The sequence below is a fragment of the Marinobacter sediminum genome, from assembly GCF_023657445.1.
Lineage (GTDB): Bacteria > Pseudomonadota > Gammaproteobacteria > Pseudomonadales > Oleiphilaceae > Marinobacter > Marinobacter sediminum_A.
Genome location: NZ_JAGTWY010000001.1, coordinates 3299616 through 3322422 on the forward strand (window position 1 = coordinate 3299616; position 22807 = coordinate 3322422).

Annotated in this window: 14 protein-coding genes; 6 read left to right on the forward strand and 8 right to left on the reverse strand. The window is 58.1% G+C overall.

The features are described from left to right. Positions 1-2 precede the first annotated feature (2 nt). The 3 genes from KFJ24_RS15490 (at position 3) to gyrB (ending at position 5009) form a co-directional block, all read left to right on the forward strand. Entirely contained in the window at positions 3-1274 is a 1272-nt protein-coding gene (locus tag KFJ24_RS15490) for an ABC1 kinase family protein (RefSeq protein WP_250832672.1), read from the forward strand. A 117-nt stretch (positions 1275-1391) separates the two neighbouring features. Continuing rightward, positions 1392-2519, forward strand: a complete 1128-nt coding sequence (recF, locus tag KFJ24_RS15495; protein WP_250831995.1) for a DNA replication/repair protein RecF — start codon at positions 1392-1394, stop codon at positions 2517-2519. A 75-nt stretch (positions 2520-2594) separates the two neighbouring features. Beyond that, on the forward strand, positions 2595-5009 hold the full coding sequence (gene gyrB / locus KFJ24_RS15500; protein WP_250831996.1) for a DNA topoisomerase (ATP-hydrolyzing) subunit B: 2415 nt from the start codon (positions 2595-2597) through the stop codon (positions 5007-5009). A 117-nt stretch (positions 5010-5126) separates the two neighbouring features. Here gyrB and KFJ24_RS15505 read toward each other — a convergent pair whose 3' ends face one another. From KFJ24_RS15505 to KFJ24_RS15515, 3 genes are all read right to left on the reverse strand, one after another. Further along, positions 5127-5888 carry a VC0807 family protein gene (locus tag KFJ24_RS15505; RefSeq protein ID WP_250831997.1) on the reverse strand — a complete coding sequence of 254 codons (762 nt, stop codon included), beginning with the start codon at positions 5886-5888 and terminating at the stop codon, positions 5127-5129. Between the two features lie 262 nt (positions 5889-6150). Next, positions 6151-7428 (reverse strand): 4-aminobutyrate--2-oxoglutarate transaminase, encoded by a 1278-nt coding sequence (gene gabT, locus KFJ24_RS15510; protein ID WP_250831998.1) that lies wholly within the window; start codon positions 7426-7428, stop codon positions 6151-6153. A 102-nt stretch (positions 7429-7530) separates the two neighbouring features. Beyond that, complete coding sequence (locus KFJ24_RS15515; protein ID WP_250832673.1) at positions 7531-9270, reverse strand: ABC transporter transmembrane domain-containing protein; 1740 nt, start codon at positions 9268-9270, stop codon at positions 7531-7533. A gap of 171 nt (positions 9271-9441) precedes the next feature. On the opposite strand from KFJ24_RS15515, the gene KFJ24_RS15520 reads away from it, so the two are divergent. Next, positions 9442-11265 (forward strand): ABCB family ABC transporter ATP-binding protein/permease, encoded by a 1824-nt coding sequence (locus KFJ24_RS15520; RefSeq protein ID WP_250831999.1) that lies wholly within the window; start codon positions 9442-9444, stop codon positions 11263-11265. Here the strand turns inward: KFJ24_RS15520 and recD are convergent. From recD to KFJ24_RS15540, 4 genes are all read right to left on the reverse strand, one after another. Then, positions 11252-13492: an exodeoxyribonuclease V subunit alpha gene (gene recD / locus KFJ24_RS15525; protein ID WP_250832000.1), complete on the reverse strand. Its 2241-nt coding sequence runs from the start codon at positions 13490-13492 to the stop codon at positions 11252-11254. The two genes, KFJ24_RS15520 and recD, sit on opposite strands and share 14 nt — an antisense overlap. Then, the gene (gene recB / locus KFJ24_RS15530) at positions 13489-17220 is read right to left on the reverse strand and encodes an exodeoxyribonuclease V subunit beta (protein WP_250832001.1); all 3732 of its coding nucleotides are present in this window, start codon (positions 17218-17220) and stop codon (positions 13489-13491) included. Before recB ends, recD begins: the two co-directional genes overlap by 4 nt. Next, entirely contained in the window at positions 17217-20807 is a 3591-nt protein-coding gene (gene recC / locus KFJ24_RS15535; RefSeq protein WP_250832002.1) for an exodeoxyribonuclease V subunit gamma, read from the reverse strand. The genes recB and recC overlap by 4 nt, the downstream gene beginning before the upstream one ends. Before the next feature lie 214 nt (positions 20808-21021). Next, positions 21022-21312 (reverse strand): DUF6482 family protein, encoded by a 291-nt coding sequence (locus KFJ24_RS15540; RefSeq protein ID WP_250832003.1) that lies wholly within the window; start codon positions 21310-21312, stop codon positions 21022-21024. Positions 21313-21379: 67 nt separating this feature from the next. Between KFJ24_RS15540 and KFJ24_RS15545 the strand changes: the two genes are divergently transcribed. After that, positions 21380-21583, forward strand: coding sequence for a hypothetical protein (locus tag KFJ24_RS15545; RefSeq protein ID WP_250832004.1), 204 nt, complete (start codon positions 21380-21382; stop codon positions 21581-21583). A 59-nt stretch (positions 21584-21642) separates the two neighbouring features. Next, complete coding sequence (locus tag KFJ24_RS15550) at positions 21643-22086, forward strand: DUF4864 domain-containing protein (protein ID WP_250832005.1); 444 nt, start codon at positions 21643-21645, stop codon at positions 22084-22086. 5 nt (positions 22087-22091) lie between these two features. On the opposite strand, the gene folM is transcribed toward KFJ24_RS15550, so the two are convergent. Next, entirely contained in the window at positions 22092-22799 is a 708-nt protein-coding gene (gene folM, locus KFJ24_RS15555) for a dihydromonapterin reductase (protein ID WP_250832006.1), read from the reverse strand. Positions 22800-22807: the final 8 nt, after the last annotated feature.

Sequence of the window (22807 nt, forward strand, 5' to 3'; positions counted from 1 at the left end):
TGATGGGCACCGTTTCGAATGGAATCAAAGGCGCGTTCAGGGTCGGGCAAACGCTCTCTGTACTGGGGCGCACCGGTGTCAGTTGGGTGCGGGGCGATCGGCCCGCTACCCCTCGGCTCTTGCGGCAGACATTTGAGTCTTTGGGTGCGACTTACATAAAGCTGGGGCAGTTTATTGCCAGCTCCCCTACCTTTTTCCCGAAAGAATATGTCGAGGAATTCCAGTTTTGCCTGGATAAGACGCCAAACCTCCCTTTCGGTGTGATCAAGAAAATCATCCGGGACGAGCTGGATCAGCCTCTGGAAGAGGTGTTCTCGGATATTGATCCGGTCGCGTTGGCTTCTGCGTCCATTGCCCAGGTGCATGCTGCGCGGTTGGTGACTGGCGAAGAAGTGGTTATCAAGGTGCAGAAGCCGGGCGTGGAAAACATCCTGCTGACGGATCTCAATTTCCTCTATCTGTCTGCGAGGATTGTGGAGACTCTGGCGCCAAAGCTGTCGTGGACGTCGATGTCGGGGATCGTCGAGGAAATCCAGCGCACCATGATGGAGGAGTGCGACTTCATCAAGGAGGCAAACAACCTTAAGGTGTTCAGGTCGTTTCTGAACGATACCCACAATGAGGACGCCACCGTCCCGAAAGTGTACGAGCATTGCAGCACCCGTCGCGTCCTGACCATGGAACGTTTTTATGGTGTGTCGCTGACGGATCTGGAAAGTATTCGGGGATATGCTCGTGACCCGGAACGAACGTTAATTACCGCAATGAATACCTGGTTTTCCAGCCTCACCCAGTGTGAATTTTTCCACGCGGATGTGCATGCGGGAAACCTGATGGTGTTGAAGGACGGACGTGTTGGTTTCATCGATTTTGGAATCGTTGGCCGCATCAAGCCGGATACCTGGCAGGCGGTGAGTGATTTCATATCGGCTGTCATGGTCGGTAACTTTGACGGTATGGCGGATGCAATGATCCGGATCGGGGTGACCCGACAGACCGTTAGGGTTGACGAGTTGGCCGGAGATTTACGCCGCTTATACCAGCAAATGGATAAGATGGTGCCGGACGAGGTGCCCTATGAGGCTGACCAGGCAGAGGATGATGTGAATCATATCCTGATGGATATGGTGAAAATTGGAGAAAGCCACGGACTTCATTTCCCCCGGGAATTTGCGTTGTTGTTGAAGCAGTTTCTTTATTTCGATCGCTACGTGCACATTCTCGCACCGGAAATGGATGTGTTTATGGATGAGCGTTTAAACATGCTTCATTGAGGCTGTCGCCTTCAGAGCCTGGCTTTTGTACACTAAGGCAGCGTTACGCGAGTGGGTAACGCTGCCTTTTTTATGGACGCACCGAATTTCCCCTGCCGCTTCCGAGTTGTCCGATTTATGGCGCTTGTAAAACTTCAGACCGAGCACTTCCGGAACCTGTCTTCGTCGCCAGTCAGCTTTTCGCCGTCTTTCAATCTCCTGTACGGAGAAAATGGCAGTGGAAAAACAAGCGTACTTGAGGCGATTGGTTACCTTGGGCTTGGACGTTCGTTTCGTGTGAGTCGCCATCAGGCAGTGGTTAGTCACGGGCAACAGCGTCTTACGGTTTTCGGTGGCCTTGACCGAGGTGCGGATGCGGAACCAGGCGATGAGGATAAAGGTGTCGTTCATCGTTTGGGTATCGCCAGAGACATTGGCCACAAGGAAACAACGTTGAGAGTCGATGGCGAAGGTGTCCGAAACCTCTCGTCCCTGGCTATGCATCTGCCGGTTTCTGTGATTGATCCTGGCGTGTTCGACATTGTCGCAGGCGGCCCGGGTAAACGTCGTCAGTTTCTCGATTGGGCAGTGTTCCACGTGGAACCTTCGTTCGCATCGGTGTGGCAGCAGTGTCAGAGAGTCACATCGCAGCGGAATCAAACGCTGAGAAATGGTAGACTAGACGAAGCGCTTTTAAGGGTCTGGGATACTCAGTACGCGACCCTTAGTGACCGCATCAGCGAAGCAAGAAGGGCAACATTCGAACGCTTCAAGGACGCGTTTGAGGCGCTGGTACGGGAAGTTGATGTAGGCTGGACCCAGGGATTGAAACTGGAGTTTTATCCCGGTTGGGACACGAGTCAGTCATTGGTCGATATACTGTCCAGCCACCGGGACCAGGAACGGAAAATGGGGCATACCTTGTATGGCCCCAACCGAGCGGACATCAGGTTGAAATATCAGGGGCGTCCCGTAGCGGAGACGTTTTCCAGAGGTCAGCAGAAAACTCTTGTTATCCTGATGAAAATTGCCCAAGGCATGATTCTGAGCGAGCTGGGCAAGCAGGTGACGTTTTTGCTCGATGATATTAATGCCGAGCTCGACGTGGGGCACAGGAGCATGCTCGCGCGAAAGTTACAGGCATTACGATGTCAGGTGTTTATTACCTCCATTGAGGCCCCGGAACCCGAGGTGCTCTGGCCGGAGAGTGATGCACCGAAGTACAGAATGTTCCACGTGGAACATGGAAAATTGACGGAAGAATAAAGCCGGCCTAAGCCGACCTGAGTTCGCCCACGGTGGGTTCAGGCATGCCACCGGTACACCTTTCAGGAGTCTTTAATGAGCGAATCGAACTATAATTCCTCCAGTATCAAAGTCTTAAAAGGACTTGATGCGGTGCGAAAGCGCCCTGGCATGTATATCGGTGACACCGATGACGGCACTGGTTTGCACCATATGGTCTTTGAGTTGGTGGATAACTCCATCGATGAGGCTCTGGCAGGCCACTGTTCCGAAATCGGGGTAATTATCCATCCGGACGAATCGGTTACCGTAAAGGACAACGGTCGTGGTATTCCGGTCGACCTGCATCAAGAGGAAGGTGTCTCCGCCGCAGAGGTCATCATGACTGTTCTTCATGCGGGTGGTAAGTTTGACGATAACTCCTACAAGGTGTCGGGTGGTCTGCACGGCGTCGGGGTGTCCGTGGTGAATGCCCTCTCCTCTACCCTGACCCTGACCATCCGCCGTGATGGCAAGGTGTATGAGCAAAGCTATACCCACGGTGTACCCAACGCACCGCTATCAGCTGTCGGTGAAACCGATGCCTCTGGCACGAAGGTACACTTTATTCCTTCGCCTGAGACCTTTACTCACATCGAGTTTCATTACGATATTCTTGCCAAACGGCTGCGTGAGCTGGCCTTCCTCAATAGCGGCGTTCGTATCCGTTTGACCGATGAGCGCAGTGGAAAGGAAGAAGTGTTCGAGTACGAGGGCGGTCTGCGTGCTTTCGTAGAGCACCTCAATACCAACAAGACGCCTATCAACCGTGTTTTCCACTTCAATAACGAGCGGGAAGACGGAATGTCTGTAGAAGTGTCGATGCAGTGGAACGACGCGTTTCAGGAAAATATCTATTGTTTCACCAATAACATTCCACAACGGGATGGTGGTACACACCTCGCCGGTTTCCGGGCCGCGCTGACCCGGTCCCTGAACAACTACATTGAGCATGAAGGCCTTGGCAAGAAAGCCAAGGTAAGCACCTCTGGGGACGATGCGCGGGAAGGTCTGACTGCTATCATCAGCGTCAAGGTTCCGGACCCCAAGTTTTCGTCACAGACCAAGGACAAACTGGTTTCTTCAGAGGTTAAGACCGCAGTTGAGCAGGAGCTTTACCAGAGTTTTGCCGAGTACCTCCAGGAACAGCCGAATGAGGCCAAACTGATCGTCAACAAGATGATCGAAGCGGCCCGGGCCCGTGAAGCGGCGCGTAAGGCGCGAGACATGACCCGTCGTAAGGGTGCTCTGGATATAGCAGGCTTGCCCGGAAAACTGGCGGACTGCCAGGAAAAAGACCCCGCCCTTTCCGAATTGTTCATTGTGGAGGGTGACTCGGCCGGTGGTAGTGCCAAACAGGGCCGGGACCGGAAGACCCAGGCTATCCTGCCATTGAAAGGTAAGATTCTTAACGTCGAAAAAGCCCGTTTCGATAAAATGCTGTCTTCTGCTGAAGTCGGAACGCTGATTACTGCGCTGGGTTGCGGCATTGGTCGGGAGGAGTTCAATCCGGACAAGCTCCGTTATCACTCACTTATTATCATGACCGATGCGGACGTGGACGGCTCGCATATCCGGACTCTCCTGCTGACCTTTTTGTTCCGTCAGATGCGGGAAATTATCGAACGCGGTCACGTGTTCATCGCCATGCCCCCGCTTTACAAGGTTAAACGTGGCAAACAGGAACAGTACCTGAAGGATGAGAAGGCTAAGGAAGCCTACCTGACTCAGACCGCTCTGGAAGGAGCGCAGCTCTTCGTAAATCCGGACGCACCGGCGATCAAGGACTCGGCACTGGAAACCATGGTCAAGGATTACCAGGCGGTGATGGCCATGATTGACCGTCTGTCCCGCGCATACCCTGCCAAGGTTCTTGAGCAGATGCTGCACAACGTTACCCTCAAGTCGGAAGATTTGAAGGACGAGGCTTCTGTTGCGCGCTGGGCTGGTCGTCTTGGCGATGATCTGAGCCTCGATACCCGTACCGGAACCAAGTACACCTTCTCGGTTACCAAGGATCCGGAGCGGGATTTGTTCCTGCCAAAGGTCACCATCTATGTTCATGGCATTCCCCACGAGCATGTGTTCAACCATGAATTTTTCGAATCCTCCTCCTATGCGGCGATTGCCCGTATGGGTGAGACCCTGGAAGGCCTGGTTGAAGAAGGTGCCTACATTCAGCGTGGTGAGCGAAAGCAGGCGATACTGTCTTTCGAAGGCGCACTGGAATGGCTGATGAAGGAGGCGCAGCGTGGTCTTAATATCCAGCGCTACAAGGGGCTGGGTGAAATGAACCCGGAACAGCTTTGGGAAACTACCATGGATCCGGAGACCCGTCGGATGATGAAAGTAACCATCGAAGATGCGTTTGCCGCTGACCAGATCTTCACCACCCTGATGGGTGATGACGTTGAACCACGTCGTGATTTCATCCAGACCAACGCCTTGCAGGTAACCAATCTGGACATATAAATCGTCCTGTTTTCAGCTATAAAAAAAACGGCGAGGATTCTGACATCCTCGCCGTTTTTTTGTGTCCGGCATTTACCTGTCCAAACTACTCACGTCCGCCAACAGGAGAGATGGCTTTCACTCACCCGTGGCCGACCCGGAAGAGGATTTCTTTTTCTCTTTCTCGGCGAGATGGGGCGCCATCACTTCTTCCAGGGTATAACCAGTGAGCCGCCGTATTGTGCGCCACAGATAATAGAAGATCAGCATCATCATAATCATCGAGGGAATGGCAATCATCGGGTAGCTGACCAGTGTCATCCGGCCAAGCTCCTCATTGAAGGCCTGGGTACCGGATGGGCTGGTTACAATCCAGCGGGCAATCACGTAGTTCATAATGGAAGAGAACAGGAAGGTACCTGCGAAAAAGTAGCTGGCTTTCAGCAAGCGCTCCTCGAACTCAGCCACACGGCCTTCTTTTTCAAGGGACTGCTGAATCTTCTGTACGTCCAGAACGGACGGGTTATAGAGCAGTGTTCTCACCAGCGGGTATCTGGTGCGTGTTGATACCAGTACCGCGAGACCAATCACTGCAGGTACCGCTGCCTCTTTGACCGCAAGCCAGCCAGCGTCCAGTTCAAAAAGGCCAATGCCGCCCGTGAGTCCGACGCTGATCAGACCGAGCACGGCAATGAAGTTCTTCTTGTGATAACGAATCAGTTCGAACAGCCCCCAGCCCAGGGGAAAGGCCAAGCCAATTATGAGAGCGTTAACGTTCCCAAGGTACTCATCCCCACTGAATTTCATCAGGATTACTGAGGGAATAATGATACTGACCAGCAGGTCGACCCAGGGTCTTGGTTTGTGGTCGGGTGTGGTGGAGTTGCTCGGTGAGGTCATAGATCAGCCTGGTTAATATAACTGCGACAAGTCGCTGGGCACTGCCGGTGAAAGGTTTCGGCCAGTATACGACAAATACGGATGGTTCCGAAGGCGTTCGGAATCACCACTGATGGTGCGCCTTCGTTCTCGCGCATCCTTGATTCGACAGAATGAGCAACGGTTGGTTCACCGTTACACACTGGAGCGCCAGTCACCGGTATAACAGGCAAAAAAAAGCCGGGCTCAGAAGGCCCGGCTCTTATACCTGAACTATCCGGCTTTAAGCACCGGCCTCTTTCAGGCTCTCTTCCACAATCGCAAGGCCTTCTTCCAATACGGCATCTTCGATCGTCACGGGCATGAGGAAACGCAAAGTGTTTCCGTACATACCGCAACTCAGCAGAATCAGCCCCTTCTCCTTGGCTTTCTTGGTGACTGCCGCTGCCAGCTCTGGCTTGGGTTCGTGGCTGTCCTTGCTTCCAACCAGTTCGAACGCGGCCATCGGGCCCAGGTTACGCACGTTATCCACATGCTCGAACTGCTCCTGCCACTGGTTGAAGCGCTGTTTGAGCTTCTCACCCAGACGCTGGGCCTTGCCAAGGATATCCTCTTCCTTGAACACATCGAATACAGCCAGCGCCGCCGCACAGGCGGTCGGGCTACCGGTGTAGGTGCCGCCCAGGGAGTTGGGACCGGACGCATCCATGTGCTTGTCGGTGCCGACAATGGCAGAGATCGGCATACCGTCGGCCATACTCTTGGCCATGGTCATCATGTCCGGTTCAACACCACTGTGCTCAATCGCAAACATCTTGCCTGTCCGGCCAAAGCCGCTCTGGACTTCATCGGCGATCATCAGGATGCCGTTTTCGTCACAGATCTTGCGGATTTCCTTCAGGAAGCTCGCGGGTGCAGCGTAGAAACCACCCTCACCCAGCACCGGCTCAATGACAATCGCAGCGGTGTCTTTACCCGGTGAGTCGGCTTTCATCGCCATCTTCAGGCCGCGCAGAGCTTCTTCTTCGCTTACGCCGTGGTAAGGGACCGGATAGGGCGCACGATACACGGTGCCCGGCATGGGGCCGAAATCGGTCTGGTAGGGAGCGGCCTTGCCGTTCATGGCCATGGTGTAGAGAGTACGGCCGTGGTAGCCACCGTCAAAACAGATGACATTGCTGCGACCGGTAGCGGCCCGGGCGATCTTGATCGCGTTTTCCAGCGCCTCGGCGCCAGAGTTGGCGAGCATCACCTTGGCATGTCCGCGCACCGGGACCACGCCGCTGAGTTTCTCGGCCAGCTTCACATAGCCCTCATAGGGCATAACGGTCTGGCAGGTGTGCATCAGTTTGTCCAACTGCGCCTTAACGGCTTCAACCACTTTCGGGTGCCGATGGCCAATATTCAGCACGCCAATACCACCAGCGAAGTCGATCATGCGCTTGCCGTCAGCGTCCCACAGTTCTGCGTTGGTAGCGTGATCGGCAAACTGTTCATTTGGGCTTGCCGCGCCAGCAGCGACATAGCGTTCTTTTAGTGCCTGCAATTCTTTATTGCTCACTTTGGCATTCTCCCAGGGGTCAGGTTCTGAAATTTCACCAATACAGTGTAGGGAGTACCGTCAAAGGACACAAACCTACTAATGTAGCCGCCTACCGGATAGCTATGCCGGCTCGTCCCGAAACTGGAGTCTGGCCAACCGCTGGTAAAGTTTGTTGTGGCTCATCAGTTCGTCATGGCTACCCACTGCCAGCAGCCGTCCCTGGTCCAGAACGGCTATCCGGTCGGCGTCTCTGACCGTCGCCAGCCGATGGGCAATGACCAGTGTCGTCCGGCTAGCGGTCAACGCAGGCATCGCCTCCTGAATCAGGTGCTCGCTCTCGGCATCCAGGGCGCTTGTGGCCTCGTCCAGCAGTAAAATGGGAGCATCCGCTAACAGGGCACGGGCAATGGCCATTCGTTGCTTCTGGCCGCCTGAGAGCCCCAGGCCGGCGTCACCCAGCAGTGTTTCATAACCCTGGGGTAGCGACTGGATGAACTCATGGGCATGGGCAATACGGGCTGCCTGTTCGACTTCCTCCTGACTGGCCTCCGGCCTGGCATAACGGATGTTATCCGCCACCGATCCATGAAAAAGAGCGGGATTCTGTGGCACCAGGGCAAAACATCGCCTCAGGTCCTCCAGCGCCATTTTTGCAGTGTCCAGATCGTCAATCAGAATCCGTCCGCTGTCGGGTTGGTAAAAATGCAGCAGCAGATCGAACAGAGTGGATTTCCCCGCACCGGAAGGCCCGACCAGAGCCAGTGTCTCACCCGCCCGGATGGACAGTGAGAGATCGGACAGTGCCGGTGATTCTGTTCGCCCGGGGTAACAGAAGGTCAGGTGATCAATGGTAATGGCGCCGTCGACCTGTTCCGGGGCTGCCTGAACTCCCGGAGCGCCGACAGGTCGGGCAAACGCCGGTTCGGTTTGCAGCAGTTCAAATAGCCGGGCGGCAGAACCCGCTGCCCGCTGCAGTTCGCCAATAACCTCACTGATCGCCCCTGCAGCGACGCCGACCAGCAGGCTGTAAAACACGAAAGCCGCCAGCTCACCGGGTGAGATTCGACCGTGAATGACATCCAGCCCGCCAATCCAGAGCACAATACCGACGGCGCCCATCACCAGCGAGATCGCCAGCGTCGTCAGCCAGGCACGCTGTCGGATCCGGTCCCGGGCAATATCAAAAGCCTTTTCGGATACGTTGGCGAAAAAACGCCGGTCATGGGGCTGGTGATTGAACGCCTGCAGCGTTTTTATCTGGGTCAGGTTTTCACCCACGTAGCTGCCGACATCCGCGACACGGTCCTGGCTCAGCCGCGACAGTTGCCGTACCCGACGGCCGAAAAACAGGATGGGGGCGATCACCAGGGGGAAGCCCAGCATGATGATACTGGCCAGTTTGGCATTGGTGACAAACAGCAGAATCAGACCACCCACCAACATGAGGGTATTCCGCAAGGCAATGGAAACGGTCGAGCCGATCACTGATTGCAGCACAGTGGTGTCGGAGGTAAACCGGGACTGTATCTCCAGGGCCCGGTTCTGCTCGAAGAAACCGGGGTGCAGGTCAATCAGATGGTTAAAGACCTTCTTCCGAATGTCTGCGACCACCCGCTCACCAATCCATGAGACCAGGTAAAAGCGGGCAAAGGAACCGAATGCGAGCCCGATCACCAGCACAAAAAACAGTCCGATCGCCCGGGCCAGCATAGCGGGCGATTCCGTGGCCAGGCCCTGGTCCACCAGGATCCGTAATCCCTGCCCAAGCCCAAGCGTAATCCCGGCGGTAATAACCAGCGCCACCATGGCACCGGCGACCGCCTTGCGGTACGGACTGATAAACTCAATGACCAGCTTCAGGGCCTGACGATGACGCGTATTAATGATCTGCCTCCGTTGATGGGCGTAAATCCGCGTGAATTGAGGAATACCTTATTGCTGTACACTTGAGGGCTGTTGATAAAATTCCCGGGCCCGCCTTCATCATACGGTCCATGCTTTTGATTTGCCCTGTTATCCAAGGAAATTTCCGTGCGCGCCTACGCCGACAACGATTACCCCGCCAACCATAAGACCAACTGGAAGGTGATTGCCGGGCTCTGGCCCTACCTCGCCGAATTCCGCGGCCGGGTTGCGTTCGCCCTTTGCCTTCTGGTGCTGGCGAAACTCGCCACCGTGGCGACGCCGGTCGCGCTCAAATACATCGTCGACTATCTCGACCAGAATCGCGGCGGAGAGATATTGCTTTGGATTCCGGTGTTGCTCGTTGTCGCCTACGGCCTGTTGCGTTTCGGCGCCACCCTGTTCAGCGAGCTTCGGGACGCAGTCTTTGCCAGGGTGGCGGAGCGGGCCATGCGCCGCGTCTCGCTTCGGGTATTTCGGCATCTGCACAATCGTGAGCTGGCCTTCCATCTGGATCGCAAGACCGGCGGCCTGGCCCGGGATATCGAGCGCGGTACCAACGGCATCAGTTTCCTGCTGCGGTTCACACTGTTCAATATAGTCCCCACCCTGCTGGAAATTCTGATGGTGGCGGGCATCCTGTTCGTCGTGTTCAACGCCGGGTATGTTCTGGCAATACTGGTGGCGGTGGTGGTTTACGTCCTGTTTTCCATCAAGGTAACGGAATGGCGGACCCGGTACGTGCGCGAGGCCAATGCCCGGGATAATCAGTCCAATTCCCGGGCGGTGGACAGCCTGCTCAACTATGAAACCGTAAAGTACTTTAACAATGAAGCCTTTGAGGCGGATCTGTACGACCGCGACCTGCAGGACTGGGAGAAGGCACGGTTGAAAAACCGCTTGTCCCTGGCGGCGCTGAACACGGGCCAGGCACTGATCATCGGGCTGGCGCTGATCGTGATCATGGCGATGGCGGTGCGCGAAGTCGCCAGCGGCGCGATTACCCTGGGTGATTTCACCATGATCAACGCCTATCTGATCCAGTTATTCATTCCACTGAACGCCCTGGGCTTTGTCTACCGGGAAACCCGCCAGGCACTGGTGAATGTCGAGCGGCTGTTTGGCCTGCTGGGAGACAAACCGGATATCGAGGACGCCCCAGAGGCGAAACCACTGACGATAACCAGCGGTGAGGTGGCGTTTGAGCATGTGCATTTTGCCTATCGCCCGGATCGTCCGATCCTGAAGGATGTGGACTTCCGCATTCCCGCCGGCCATACGGTGGCTGTGGTAGGCGCCAGTGGGGCCGGCAAGTCGACACTGGCCAGACTGTTTTTCCGGTTCTTTGATGTCGACGACGGCCGCATCACGATTGATGGTCAGGATACCCGGAACGTCACCCAGGACAGCCTGCGCTCAGCGATCGGTGTGGTGCCCCAGGACACCGTGCTTTTCAATGACACCCTGTACCGCAATCTGGCCTATGGCTGGCCGGACGCCACCGAAGCGGAAGTCCATCAGGCTGCCCGCATGGCCCACCTGGAAGACTTTATCCACAGCCTCCCGGACGGATACGAAACCCGGGTGGGCGAACGGGGCCTGAAACTGTCCGGTGGTGAAAAGCAACGGGTCGCTATTGCCCGGGTGATTCTGAAAAACCCGCCGTTGCTGATCCTGGATGAAGCAACCTCGTCCCTGGATTCTCTGTCCGAGCAGGCCATTCTCGGCGCTTTGAAAGAAGTCAGTCGTCAACGCACCACGCTGGTCATAGCACATCGGTTGTCCACCATCCGCGATGCCGACACCATCCTGGTGATGGAGGGAGGTCGCATCGTTGAAAGCGGTCACCATAATGACCTCCTCAGCCAGGCTGGCCACTACGCCCGGTTATGGGAACAGCAGCACCACGGCGGAGAGGGTGGAGGCAGTGAGCCAGGCACTACGGCTGACTGAGCCGCTGCGCAAGGCCCGATGCACGCAGTACCTGCTGATGGACACTGTCCCGGAACACGCTGGCGTCGCCGGTAATCAGACTGAACCAGTTCCTGGCCCGGGTAATGCCGGTATAGACCAGTTCCCGGGTCATTACCGGGCTGAGTCGATCCGGTAACACCAGGCAGGTGTGGTTGAATTCGGAGCCCTGGGATTTGTGTACCGTCATGGCGTACACGGTTTCCAGCTGCTGCAGCCGGCTTGGTGAAATCCAGCGAATACCGTCCGTGCCGTCTGCAGCGGGAAACGCCACGCGCAATGTGTCTTTGGGATCACCCTGGTCGTTGAGGTCCCAGGGGACACTCAGGGTGATGCCGATATCTCCGTTCATCAGTCCCAGATTGTAGTCGTTGCCGGTCACCAGTACCGGACGCCCGGCGTACCAGCCCTCAGCACGGGGAATTCGTTTTTCCGCCAGCAGCTGCCGTGCCACCCGATCGTTGATGCCCTCAACACCCCAGGGCCCCTTGCGCAGGGCACACAGAATCTGGAAGTCGGAGAAGGCGGCCAGTACCTGACTGGCCAGTCTGTCCCAGTCCTCCCGTAGGCTGTCTGCACCGAGTTTATGGCTGTTCAACAGGTCGAGATAGTGCTGGTAGCCCACCGGTGGCGGCAGAGGCTTGTCATTGGCGCTGCGGCCCTGCCCCTGATGACGGAAGGCTTCCGGTGTGCCGGAGACGGCGTGGGAACAGATCAGCGCCAGGGTGTCTTCCTGGCGCGGTTTCGGAGACTGGCCATTAAGCCAGATGACATCCTCAAACTGACCTTCCCGACAGGCCTGCAGAATTCCGGAATCCAGCGTGTCGGTATTGACGGCCTCAGCCAATGTGCGAATGCCGCTTTCATCGCCAAAACGGTAACTCTTACGGAGCATGGCGACCGCCTGGTCCAGACGTTGTCCCTCGGCATCACAAAGGCTTTCGGGCAAGGAATGTCCTGTCATTTGTGCCAGCCAATCTGCCGTCTCTTGCGTGTAATGGGCGTCGGCTGCTCGCTGGCAAAGCTCGCCCAGTACCGCCCCGGCGTCCACCGAGGCGAGCTGGTCCTTGTCCCCCAGAAGAATGAGTTGGGCAGTGGCCGGCAACGCATCGAACACCGATGCCATCAGGTCTACGTCTACCATGGACGCCTCATCGATCACCAGAATATCCACCAGCAACGGATTATCCCGGTTGTGGCGGAAGCGACGGGTGTCGGGCCGGCTACCGAGCAGTCTGTGCAGGGTGGTCACCCGGGTAGGGATATCCTCAAGGGTGACGTTGCCCGGTAAGCGCTCCAGTGGCAGCCGGCTGACCGCGCCACCTATGGATTCATTCAGGCGGGCAGCGGCCTTGCCCGTAGGCGCGGCCAGCCGGATCCGGTATTTCCGCCCACCGCGCTGTCCGGATTCACCGGTCATGGCCTGGAGTGCGGCGAGCAGATTAACCACCGTGGTGGTCTTGCCAGTGCCCGGCCCGCCAGTGATCACCGCAAACCGGTTGCGGGCGGCCAGGGCGCAGGCAAGTTGCTGGTAATCCACCTCGGTATGGACGCCAAAGAGTACGTTCAGGGCCTGGCGTAGTGTCGCTGCTGCCTCGGATCCGGCATCTGTCAGCGGTGATGCCAACGCCAGTCGGGTTTGAATGCCGTCCGCAATTTGCTGCTCGTAACGCCAGAATCGACGCAGATAAAGTCGCGTTTCATTCAATACGAGTGGCGATGTAAGTGAGCCATCACTTACGGCCAGAGTATTGTTTAACAGGGCTAGACAATCGTCCAGACTGCTTCGGGCCAGGATTTCGTCCGGTTGCGGACAGGGTGTTTCGCCGGTTTCCTCCCGGCCTGCGGCGGGGGCCCCGTCGTCTGGCGGCAGGGACAGTGTGGTCCCGGCATCGTTCAGCAGGTTCGCCAGATCGATACACACATGGCCCCGGCCGACCTGGTGGGAAACCAGGGCGGCGAGCAGCACGACCAGGGGATGGGGTGCTTCACCCTGCTCTTCTGACAGCGTGCGGATCAGCCGGGCAAAGCCCACATCCAGCGGGCGGATCCATTCCATTTGCTGCCACTGCTCGAGCAGTGTGTCGATCCCGTCCAGGCTGCTCAGTAGCTGGCGCGTATCGGGTGTCTGTTCCGGCACCGGCAGGTCATTCGGTTCATTGCCCAGCTCCAGGGAGAACTGCTCGTCAGACTGTCGGGTTTTGCTCATGCCGCGGCCTCCCCTTGTCCGGACTGGCCATTGAACATGGCATCCAGTTCCTCGATCAGTTTCCTCGGCGGCTTGTCGGTAAAGGCCCCCGCCGTCGGCGCACGATAGCCGCGGAGGAACAGGTACACGGCGCCGCCAATGTGGGTGTCGTAGTCATAGTCGGGCAATCTCGACTTCAGCAGTCGATGCAGTGCCAGCAGGTAAAGCACGTATTGCAGGTCGTACCGCTTTTCCAGGATGGCCTCGCCCATGGCCTGATCAGTGTACGCGGTGTCGTTTTCACCCAGGGTATTGGATTTGTAGTCCAGCACGTAATATTGCCCGTTGTGTTCAAACACCAGATCAATAAAGCCTTTGAGCATGCCGTTGAAGCGACCTGCTTCCGCCTGTGGCCGGTCTGCCTGATTGAGCGTATGGCTTTTTACCAGTCTGTCCATGGCCCGGGTACTGACGTTGCAGCTCTCGAACCAGAACTCCAGTTCCGGCCGCAGGGTGGTGAGCTGGGCCAGGCTCACCCGCTCCGCGGTTTCCCGCTGCAGCGGCAGAGGCTGATCGAGCAACCCCAGCAGCCACTGTTCCAGTGGTTCCACCCAGTCGCTCCAGCCCCGGGTGCTACAACGGCGAACGAGATAGTCCCTTAACAGCGGCGGGTTATCCACAACCGTGCGGAAACCCTGTTGGGTACACCACTCCAGTACTTCATGCAGGAAGGTACCGGGCCCGGCGCCTTTCGGGAAATGATGGTGATCGTGGGCCGGGGTGAGTTCCGGGGGCGCTTCCTCGGTATCCTGGGCACTTTCCTCCAGCAGGTTCTGGGTTTCCGCGTCTTCCACTTCACCACTAAACACGATTCCGGTGCCCGCCATGCCGGTGTATTCAATGGCGGAGTAACTGGCAATCCACCAGTCTTCCCTCGCCTCGCGATTGGAGACCAGTGCCGGGCCCAGGGATTCCGGTGCCGGTTCGTCGTAGCGGATATCGGAAGGCTCGGGCAAGGGTGTCACCGAGATGGCAGGCTCGCCACTGGCCAGACGGCCGAGAGATTCCGCCAGCGCCTGCTGGCCGTCCCCGGAGCTGGTCATCAGGTAGCCGAGGCCACTGAGCGACCATTGTTCGATGGCGGCGACGCCGACCCAGGTGGCAAAGCGGGCCCGGGTCAGGGCGACATAGACTTTGCGAATATCTTCACCCAGGCGTTCCCGGTCGGCCCGGGCAATATCTTCGGGCATCGGATCAAACACTGTCACCAGTCGATCGGTGTCGTCGTGGTAACGCACCCACGCCTGTTTCTCACTCTCGGCCCGGAACGAGGTACCAAAAGGCAGGAATACCAATGGGTATTCCAGACCCTTGGATTTGTGCACTGTGATCACCTGCACCAACCCGGCGTCGCTCTCCAGCCGCAGGGTACGATGCTCGTCTTCTTCGTCTGCGGCGCGCAGGATCTGGGTGAAGTGGTGAACCAGGGCGTGCTCGCCATCCAGTTGCAGGCTGTCCTGCTGCAACAGTTCGGCAATGTGAAGAATGTCGGTCAGCCGCCGTTCGCCATCGGGACGCTGCAACAGCCGTCCTGGAACGTCGAAGTCCATCAGGAAGCTGCGCAACATGGGCAGCACGCCCTGCGCCTGCCACTGCTGCTGGTAGCCCATAAAGCGTTCGATTTCCCGCTCCAGGGCGATTTCATCGGTCAGGAGCCGGTTCAGGGACTGCCAGGACTGGCCCAGTGTCGGCGTTGCCAGTGCTGCCCTAGCCAGGCCAAGCTGGCGTGGCTCGGCAAAAGCCCGGAGCCAGCACAGCACTTCCGCAGCCTCCGGTGAGGTCAGCACCGAATCCCGATCGGACAGGTAAACGCTCTTGATCTGGCGCTGGCCGAGGGCATTGCGGACGGCACTGGCCTCGTTGCGGTTGTTTACCAGAATGGCGATATCACCGGGCGTCACGGTGTTGATATCCGCAGGGTTTTCGGTCAGGGCGAAGCCAGCCTGTCCCTGCTGGCCCAGGGTCAGCAGCCGGGCAATTTCACTGGCGCAGGCTTCGGCAAGATCGGCGGTGGCAGCGCCCTTGGCCAGGCCTTTGGATTTGCCGTTCCGGTCTTCCTCTTCGCTTTCCAGCGGCCAGAATGTGAGGCTGGGCTGGACCTCCCCATTCACCGACCAGAGCCGCCTGGTACCGTTGGCGTCGACTCCCTGGAATGGCAGCGGCGAGGTGTCGCCCCGGCCAAACAGAAAGGCGCCGTCGCGACTGTAATGGTCGGCATACTGGAAAACCCGGTTAACGGCTTTGACCATGGGTTCGGCCGAGCGGAAGTTGCGGCCCAGAGTCCAGGTGCGTTCCCGGGCACCCCTGCGGGCTTTCAGGTAGGTGTAGATATCCGCGCCCCGAAACCCGTAAATGGCCTGCTTGGGGTCTCCGATCATCAGCATGCAGGTGTGCGGGTCGTTGTCCGCCACCCGGTAGACGCGGTTGAAGATCCGGTACTGAATCGGGTCCGTGTCCTGGAACTCGTCGATCAGCGCCACCGGGAACTGCCGGCGTATGGTGGCTGCAAGCTGGTCACCACGGGGCCCATGCAGGGCGTCGTCGAGCCGGGTCAGCAGATCGTCGAAGCCCATTTCCGAGCGTTGCTGTTTTTCGGATTCCAGCCTTTCGGCGATCCACGCAGCGGCGTGTTTGACGATGTCGGATTTCGCGCTGGGCAGGTTCTGGCTGAAGGCGACCAGTTCGGCAATGGCGTCAAAGGCCGGATGCGCCGGTGCCGGGTCTTCGCCCTTGAGTTTGGTGGGCAGCACTTCCGGCGTCTGGTTCTGGAAGCCTGCCTTGTCCATGCCCTCCGGATACAGGGCATCGGAAGCCGTCCATTCCAGCAGGGTGTCCCAGGCCGCGACCATGGTTTTCTTGCTGCCGCCATGGAGACGTTTGCTTTTATGCAGGCTGTCCAGGAGTTCCAGGACTTCCTGCTTCCAGTCGCCCCAGGGATACTGTTTAAGCTCCCGGGCCAGATTCAGGCGCTGTTTTTGAGTCGCTTCAATGGCTTCTTTTACATCACCTGCCGGTGTTCCGAGGCTATCGGCGTCCGGAATCAGGTTGCGGACGGATTTGCGCAGGTCGCCCGGGGTCTTCCAGTGGTCCAGGGCTTCGTCCATCAGTGCCCCTGGCAATGGATAGATAAACGTGCGCCAGTAATCCCGGACCACGTCATCCAGCAAATTACTCTGATCCGTTTCCAGGGTCAGTTTAAACAGGCTACCACTGTCGAAGGCATGCTCACTGAGCATGCGATTGCACCAGGCGTGGATGGTGGAGACCGCCGCTTCATCCATCCATTCGGCGGCCAGCAACAGCTTCTTGCGGCACTCGGGCCAGGTAGCCGGGTCCGGGTAACTTTCGTCCCGCAACTGATGGATCAGTGCGGTTTCCGGCGAGGGCCCGGTACTGTCAGCGGCGTCCGAGAACACCTCAGCTGCCTGGGTCAGCCGCGTGCGGATCCGATCACGCAACTCCTTGGTGGCCGCGTCGGTAAATGTCACCACCAGCAGGTTCGGAGGTAACAAGCCCCGGGCCAGCGGGCTGGCTTCCGGTTGCTGGTGCCCCAGCACCAGGCGTACATACAGGATGGCAATGGTGAAGGTCTTGCCGGTGCCGGCACTGGCCTCAATCAGGTTGCTGCCATGCAGGGGCAGGGTTAAAGGGTCGAGGTTCGGGTTGCGATTGGTCATCTCGTTACTCATGACTGGCCCTCGATCTGTCCGGCTGCGGATTTACCCTGTTCGGCTTCCCACAGGGGGACATAGAGTTCATGCAGCAGGGCCTCAAATTCACCACTGGCCAGCAGTGCTTCGGCTGTCTCGTAAGCGCCACGCAGATAGCCGGTATCCCGTTCAAGGGCGTTGCCGTAGGCCTGCTCCGCGTCACTGATAGCGCGCTCGTGATCGCCCAGGTATTTCTTGCTCTGGTAAAAGCTGTAAATCCAGGCAAAACCCGCTTCACACTGCAGTGGCAGGGCGCGTGTGGTGGCTGCCATCCAACGTGCCAGAATCGCATCCAGATGGGCCCGCGCCTGATCCGGGGGCAGCGGCGCGAAACGGAATTTCCTGCCCTCCTCCTTGCCCAGGATCAGGGTTTCAAAGGGCTGCCCGGTGAGCTGGCCGGCCAGGTGAATCACCCAGTCCCGCACCAGATTGGCATAGCGCGGCCGTTTGCCGCTGGTGGACCCCGACAGCAGGCTGGCGCTGGCAATCACCAGTCGGCACCGCTCGCCGGCCGCATTGGACCGCAGGCCGTCAATCAGATCCACCACCTCGACCGAACCGGTGTGATTGACGAACCGGTAGTCAAAGGTCAGGGGCTCAGCCCGGACTTCAGGCCAGTCCCTCACGGCATCCCGGTAACGTTGAAAAAGGTCCGGCAGCCGGCCCGCCAGTTCGGTCCTCAACCGGTGTTCGGTCACACCCATGCCAAGATCGCCGCGGCGGGCCATCCGGTCCAGTGTGTTCTCCAGGCGGTCATACAGTTCTTCTTCCGACCCGGCTTTCAGCAGACCATCCTGAATCAGCTCGTTATCCAGACGCCAGCGATCCAGGCCATTCAGGTCAAAGTTCTCGTTGTCGGTATCGTCGTCTTCCACCGCTTCAAATCGGACCTGCAACCGTCGCTGATAGAAAGTATCGATGGGTTTTTTCAGGAACTGGGCCAGATCGTTGAGTGTGATGGGCTCCTCTGGCTCCTGGTAAGACAGGGGCACCTGCTCCCGATCCGCCAGCTCGCTGCTGTGGGCCAGGCGCCACTCGCGCTCATAGGTGTACAGGTTGCGTCCCTGCAAAATCTCAGTCAGTGGCTTCGGCAGGCTGCCCCCACCCTCCTGCAAGCCATTGGCACGGGGAAAGTACTCCCGGCTGAACGGCTGTAATGGGTGTTGAGTGGTCAGGGCCCGGGTCATCGGTGATTCGGGGTTTTCGGGCAACTGCCACAGGCCGTCGAGATGATCCTGGAGCTGGCCGACCAGCACGGATGGCGGTCGCTCGGAATCGTCCCGGATGCTGCGACCGACCCAACTGATGTAAAGCTGTTCCCGGGCCGACAGCAGGGCCTCGAGGAACAGGTAACGGTCGTCCTCCCGGCGGGAACGGTCGCCCGGGCGATAATCCTCGGCCATCAGGTCGAAGTCCACCGGGGGTCGTGATCGGGGATAGTCGCCGTCGTTCATACCCAGCAGGCAGACCTTGCGGAAGGGTATGGCACGCATCGGCATCAGCGTCGCGAAGTTTACCTTGCCGGCGAGGAAGCGCTGGTTGAGGCCGCCCTCGTCGAGCCCTTCCAGCAACACGTCCTTGACGATATTCAGGGGCAAGGGCTGGGTGCTCAGACCGGCGGCCAGGGCGTCGTCCAGCCACTGTTCCAGCTGACGGCGGAAGCGGTTCAGCAACAGCAGATCAGTGCCTTCGACCTTGTCGAAAAACCGCTCCAGCATGGAGGAAAACAGGGTCTCCCATTCCGCGGGTGTCCGCGGCGTCTGCAATTCCAGCCAGAGGCCTTCCAGTCTGAGAATAAAGTCATTCAGCCTGCCGGCAAGACTGGCCTGCAACCCGCCGATTTCGCCATAGGGTTCGATCCCGGCCCAGGGCTCGTCATCACCCATGCCGTAGCCCAGCAACATGGATCTCAGGCCAGCCTGCCAGGTATTGCGGTCCAGATTCGACGGCAACGCCAGGCTTTCCCGGTGTCGGCCGTGGAGGCCCCAGCGGATGTTGGCGCCCTCAACCCAGCGCCGGGCCAGGGGAATCTCATCTTCGGTGATACCAAAGCGGTCCCGGATACCGGGGACTTCCAGCAGGCTGATGATCTCGCTTACCGCGAACCGGCTGCGCGGCAGGGACATCAGGGTTTCCAGCGCGATCAGGACCGGCTCGTGATGGCGCTGGCCCTGGTCCGAGATAGTAAACGGAATGTGGCGCTTGCGACCGGGCTGGTAGCGCCCGAATACGGCCTGAATGTGCGGTGCATAGACGTTGATGTCCGGCACCATGACGATGACATCCCGGGGCCGCAGGGACGGATCGGCGTTAAAGGCAGCCAGTAGTTGATCGTGCAGGATTTCCACCTCCCGCTGGGGGCTGTGGGCGTCGTGAAAGGCCAGGGAGTGGTCCTGTTCCAGGTCAACCTGTCGTTGCTGGTCGCGAATATCCTGCAGCGGGGTCAGGTTGTAGATGTCGTTCTGCAGCTGGTGTAGCAGGCGGGGCGTATCGTTGCCATGTTCCGAGAAGATGTCGATTTTCTGGTCCGGGGTCTGGAATCGGTCGCGGTACTCGTCCGGGTTATCGAATTCGTCCAGCAACCGGATGTAATCCCGGCCCTGTTTGCCCCAGGCGGCCAGCAGTGGATTGGCGTGCTGGTGCAGCTGGTCCGGATCGCCGATCTGCGACAGGGTTGGATGGGCCACGCCGCGCTTGCGCTCGGCCTTCAGCAGTTCCCGGTCACTGATGATGTCGGCCCAGTAGAACTGACAGGGGTTATGCACACAAAGCACCACCTGACTGAACCGGCTGAGCACATACAATGCCTCGAGTGCCTGGCGCGGCAGGGACGACACCCCGAACACCACAATGCGCCTGGGCAGCCGGGCGCGGTTGGCCGGCGCGGCCAGGGCTTGTCCGACTTGCATGAACCGGGTATGGATCTGTGACCGGCTGGTGTGAGCCTCGGTGCCTACATCTTGCACCAGACGCCGCCACAGCACTGGCTGCCAGCGGCGTTCTTCATCCAGCGGTTTCTCTTCGTTGCGTGCGGTGATCAGCACATCCCGGCCCTGCTCCCAGGCACTGAGCCAGTCGGCCCGGAACACCTGGTACTGGTCAAACAGGTCCGCCACCTTCTCGGCCAGCTGAAAATCCCTCAGATCCGGATCGGTGCCGTCCAGAAACCGGGCCAGGGGGGTAAAGACCTCATCCTGACCAACCAGCTCCGGCAACAGCCGGTACAGTCGCCACACCAGCCGGCGCTTGTCGAAGGGTGACTGTTCCGGAACATCGCCCTCGGGTAACACGGCGCGGTAGGCCTGCCAGATAAAACGGGCGGGAAACAGAAAATCCATGCCGGCGGCTATACCCAGTCCACCGGTGTCACCATCATCTGAGCGCTTCTCGGCCAGTGCCAGTTTCAGCCATTGGGCAATGCCGTTGCTCTGGACCAGAAAGGTTTCGCTTTCCAGCGGCGGCATCGGTGTCTGCTGGCAGATGAAGACCACCGCCCTGCGCAGGTCTTCCAGATGATTGGCGTGTATGGCGTGGAAGCCGGGTTCAATGGCGGAATAGTCGGCCATGGAGTTCCTTGTCGCGTGATAAGTTCATTCCCGATCCGTCAGGTTACCGTAACTGGTAACAAAATCGGACCGTTTACACCGAGAAAGGGTGTGTGAGATCACTTTAAGGAAGTGGTGCGACAAATGCTGTCGATTCAGGGCCGACGATGGCCGGAGATGAGGACGCAGGTGTCAGAGGCCTGGGCTGGCCTCGGCGACCTGGAGCGACTGTTTCTCAGAAGGGAACGCGCATTGGCTCTGAACTCGTATCGGGCATACCGATCATCTCGTCGGTGCCGGTGGGAGGCAGCACATCGACATGCTCAACGTGAAGGTCGTGGAACACTTCCCGTGTGGCACAGGCGCCTGAAAACATCAGTACGTGGTCGTTTTCGTCAGTGAGAATATAGCCTGAGCCATCGATGTAGAAACGTGCCATGTAATAGCGCCCCTCCATGGAAACGATTTCCAGCAGGGTAACGGTGTCGTGCTTCCTTGCTTTCAGCTTTCTGAGCGTCATGTGCATCGGGAATCTTCCTCGCGTTGGGTGTCGTAAGTATTTCTACGTGCAACGCCATTCTTCAGGTCATTTTTTGAGCGATATTAATAAAGTCGATTTAACTCGGGCAGCGCAGCTCGCTGAGCTGGACGATCCCTACGATCTCCTGGCTTTGAGACTTCTGTTTCGGGCGCTTGGTGAGGTTCTCGAAAACGAACGATCCGATCGCACGGTGGTATTCCCTGACCCCCGTCGTCGGGCCCTGATGGAACTGATCTGGCCGGAAAGGGGGCGCTAACGGAATCCATGGGCCCGGGGTCCCCGTATTGTCTAAAATATAATCAGGAGGGCCGGTTCATGGTTTCCAATGTTGCAAAAAGCTGGGCATTACCGATGTCTTTGACAGGCAGTCTCTTGGCCGCCTTATTGTTGCTCTGGCCGATGCAGCCGCTTGCCGATGAAAGTGATCAGGACATCAGGGAAGCGATCCTCATGCAGATTGAGGCGTTCGCCAACAATGAACCTGAGGCAGCCTGGGCGTTTGCGTCTGAAGGCATCAAGCAACGTTTCGGCTCTTCTGACGTGTTTCTTGATATGGTGAGGCAGGCCTACCCCGCCGTTCACCAGGCCACGGCCATCGAGTTTGATGAGCGGGTGCCCCACGGCACGTTTGATATCCAGGTGGTGAAATTGCAGGGACCTGAAGGCAAACGCTGGGATGCTTACTACCGAATGGTGTTGGTGGAGGGGGCGTGGAAGATCGCGGGTGTTCAGCTGTACCCTTCAGACGTGGGCATCTGAGCCCGTCACACCAGGTGACGGCCTCCGTCCAGTGGCAGCGTTCGCCCTGTGATGTAAGGATTATCGAGCAGGAACCACAGTGTCTTTACCGCCACCTCCTCACCCGGTTCTATCCCCAGCAGTGATTTCTTCAGTGTCTTTGCCCGATAGGCATGACCGTCGCTCCCATTGAACATGATCAGCGAAGGCGCAATGCTGTTAACCTTGACCCGTGGGGCGAGTAATCGGGAAAACGAGAGAGTGAGGTTTGCCAGAGCTGCCTTACTGGCGGCGTAGGCAATGTGCTTCGCGCTGCCTTTTTCGACCACGTAGTCGGTCATATGGATAATGTCGGTCGGGGTGTCGCTGTTTTCCAGTAATGCCCGGAAGGCCAGATTCAGGCGATACGGGGTCATGGCATGAATTTGCATCATCGCATCCATTACTTCGGTCGGATCGGCGCCGTCGGTTTCTGGCATCCAGTCCGAGGCATTGTGAATAATAGCTCTCAGACGATCGGTTTTTCCGGTGAGCGTTTTGATAAACGCATCGATCCCTTCATTCGTGGAAAAATCCGCATGGATGCACTGGGCGCCCGCTTTCTGCAGCGCGTCAACCGCCGGCCGATAGGTGCGATAGGTAACGATAACGGGTTGGCTTTGTTCCAGACAGGCTTTGGCAAAGGCCAGGCCAATACGCTGTCCGCCGCCGGTAATCAAGATGGGTGCCGTCATGACATTCT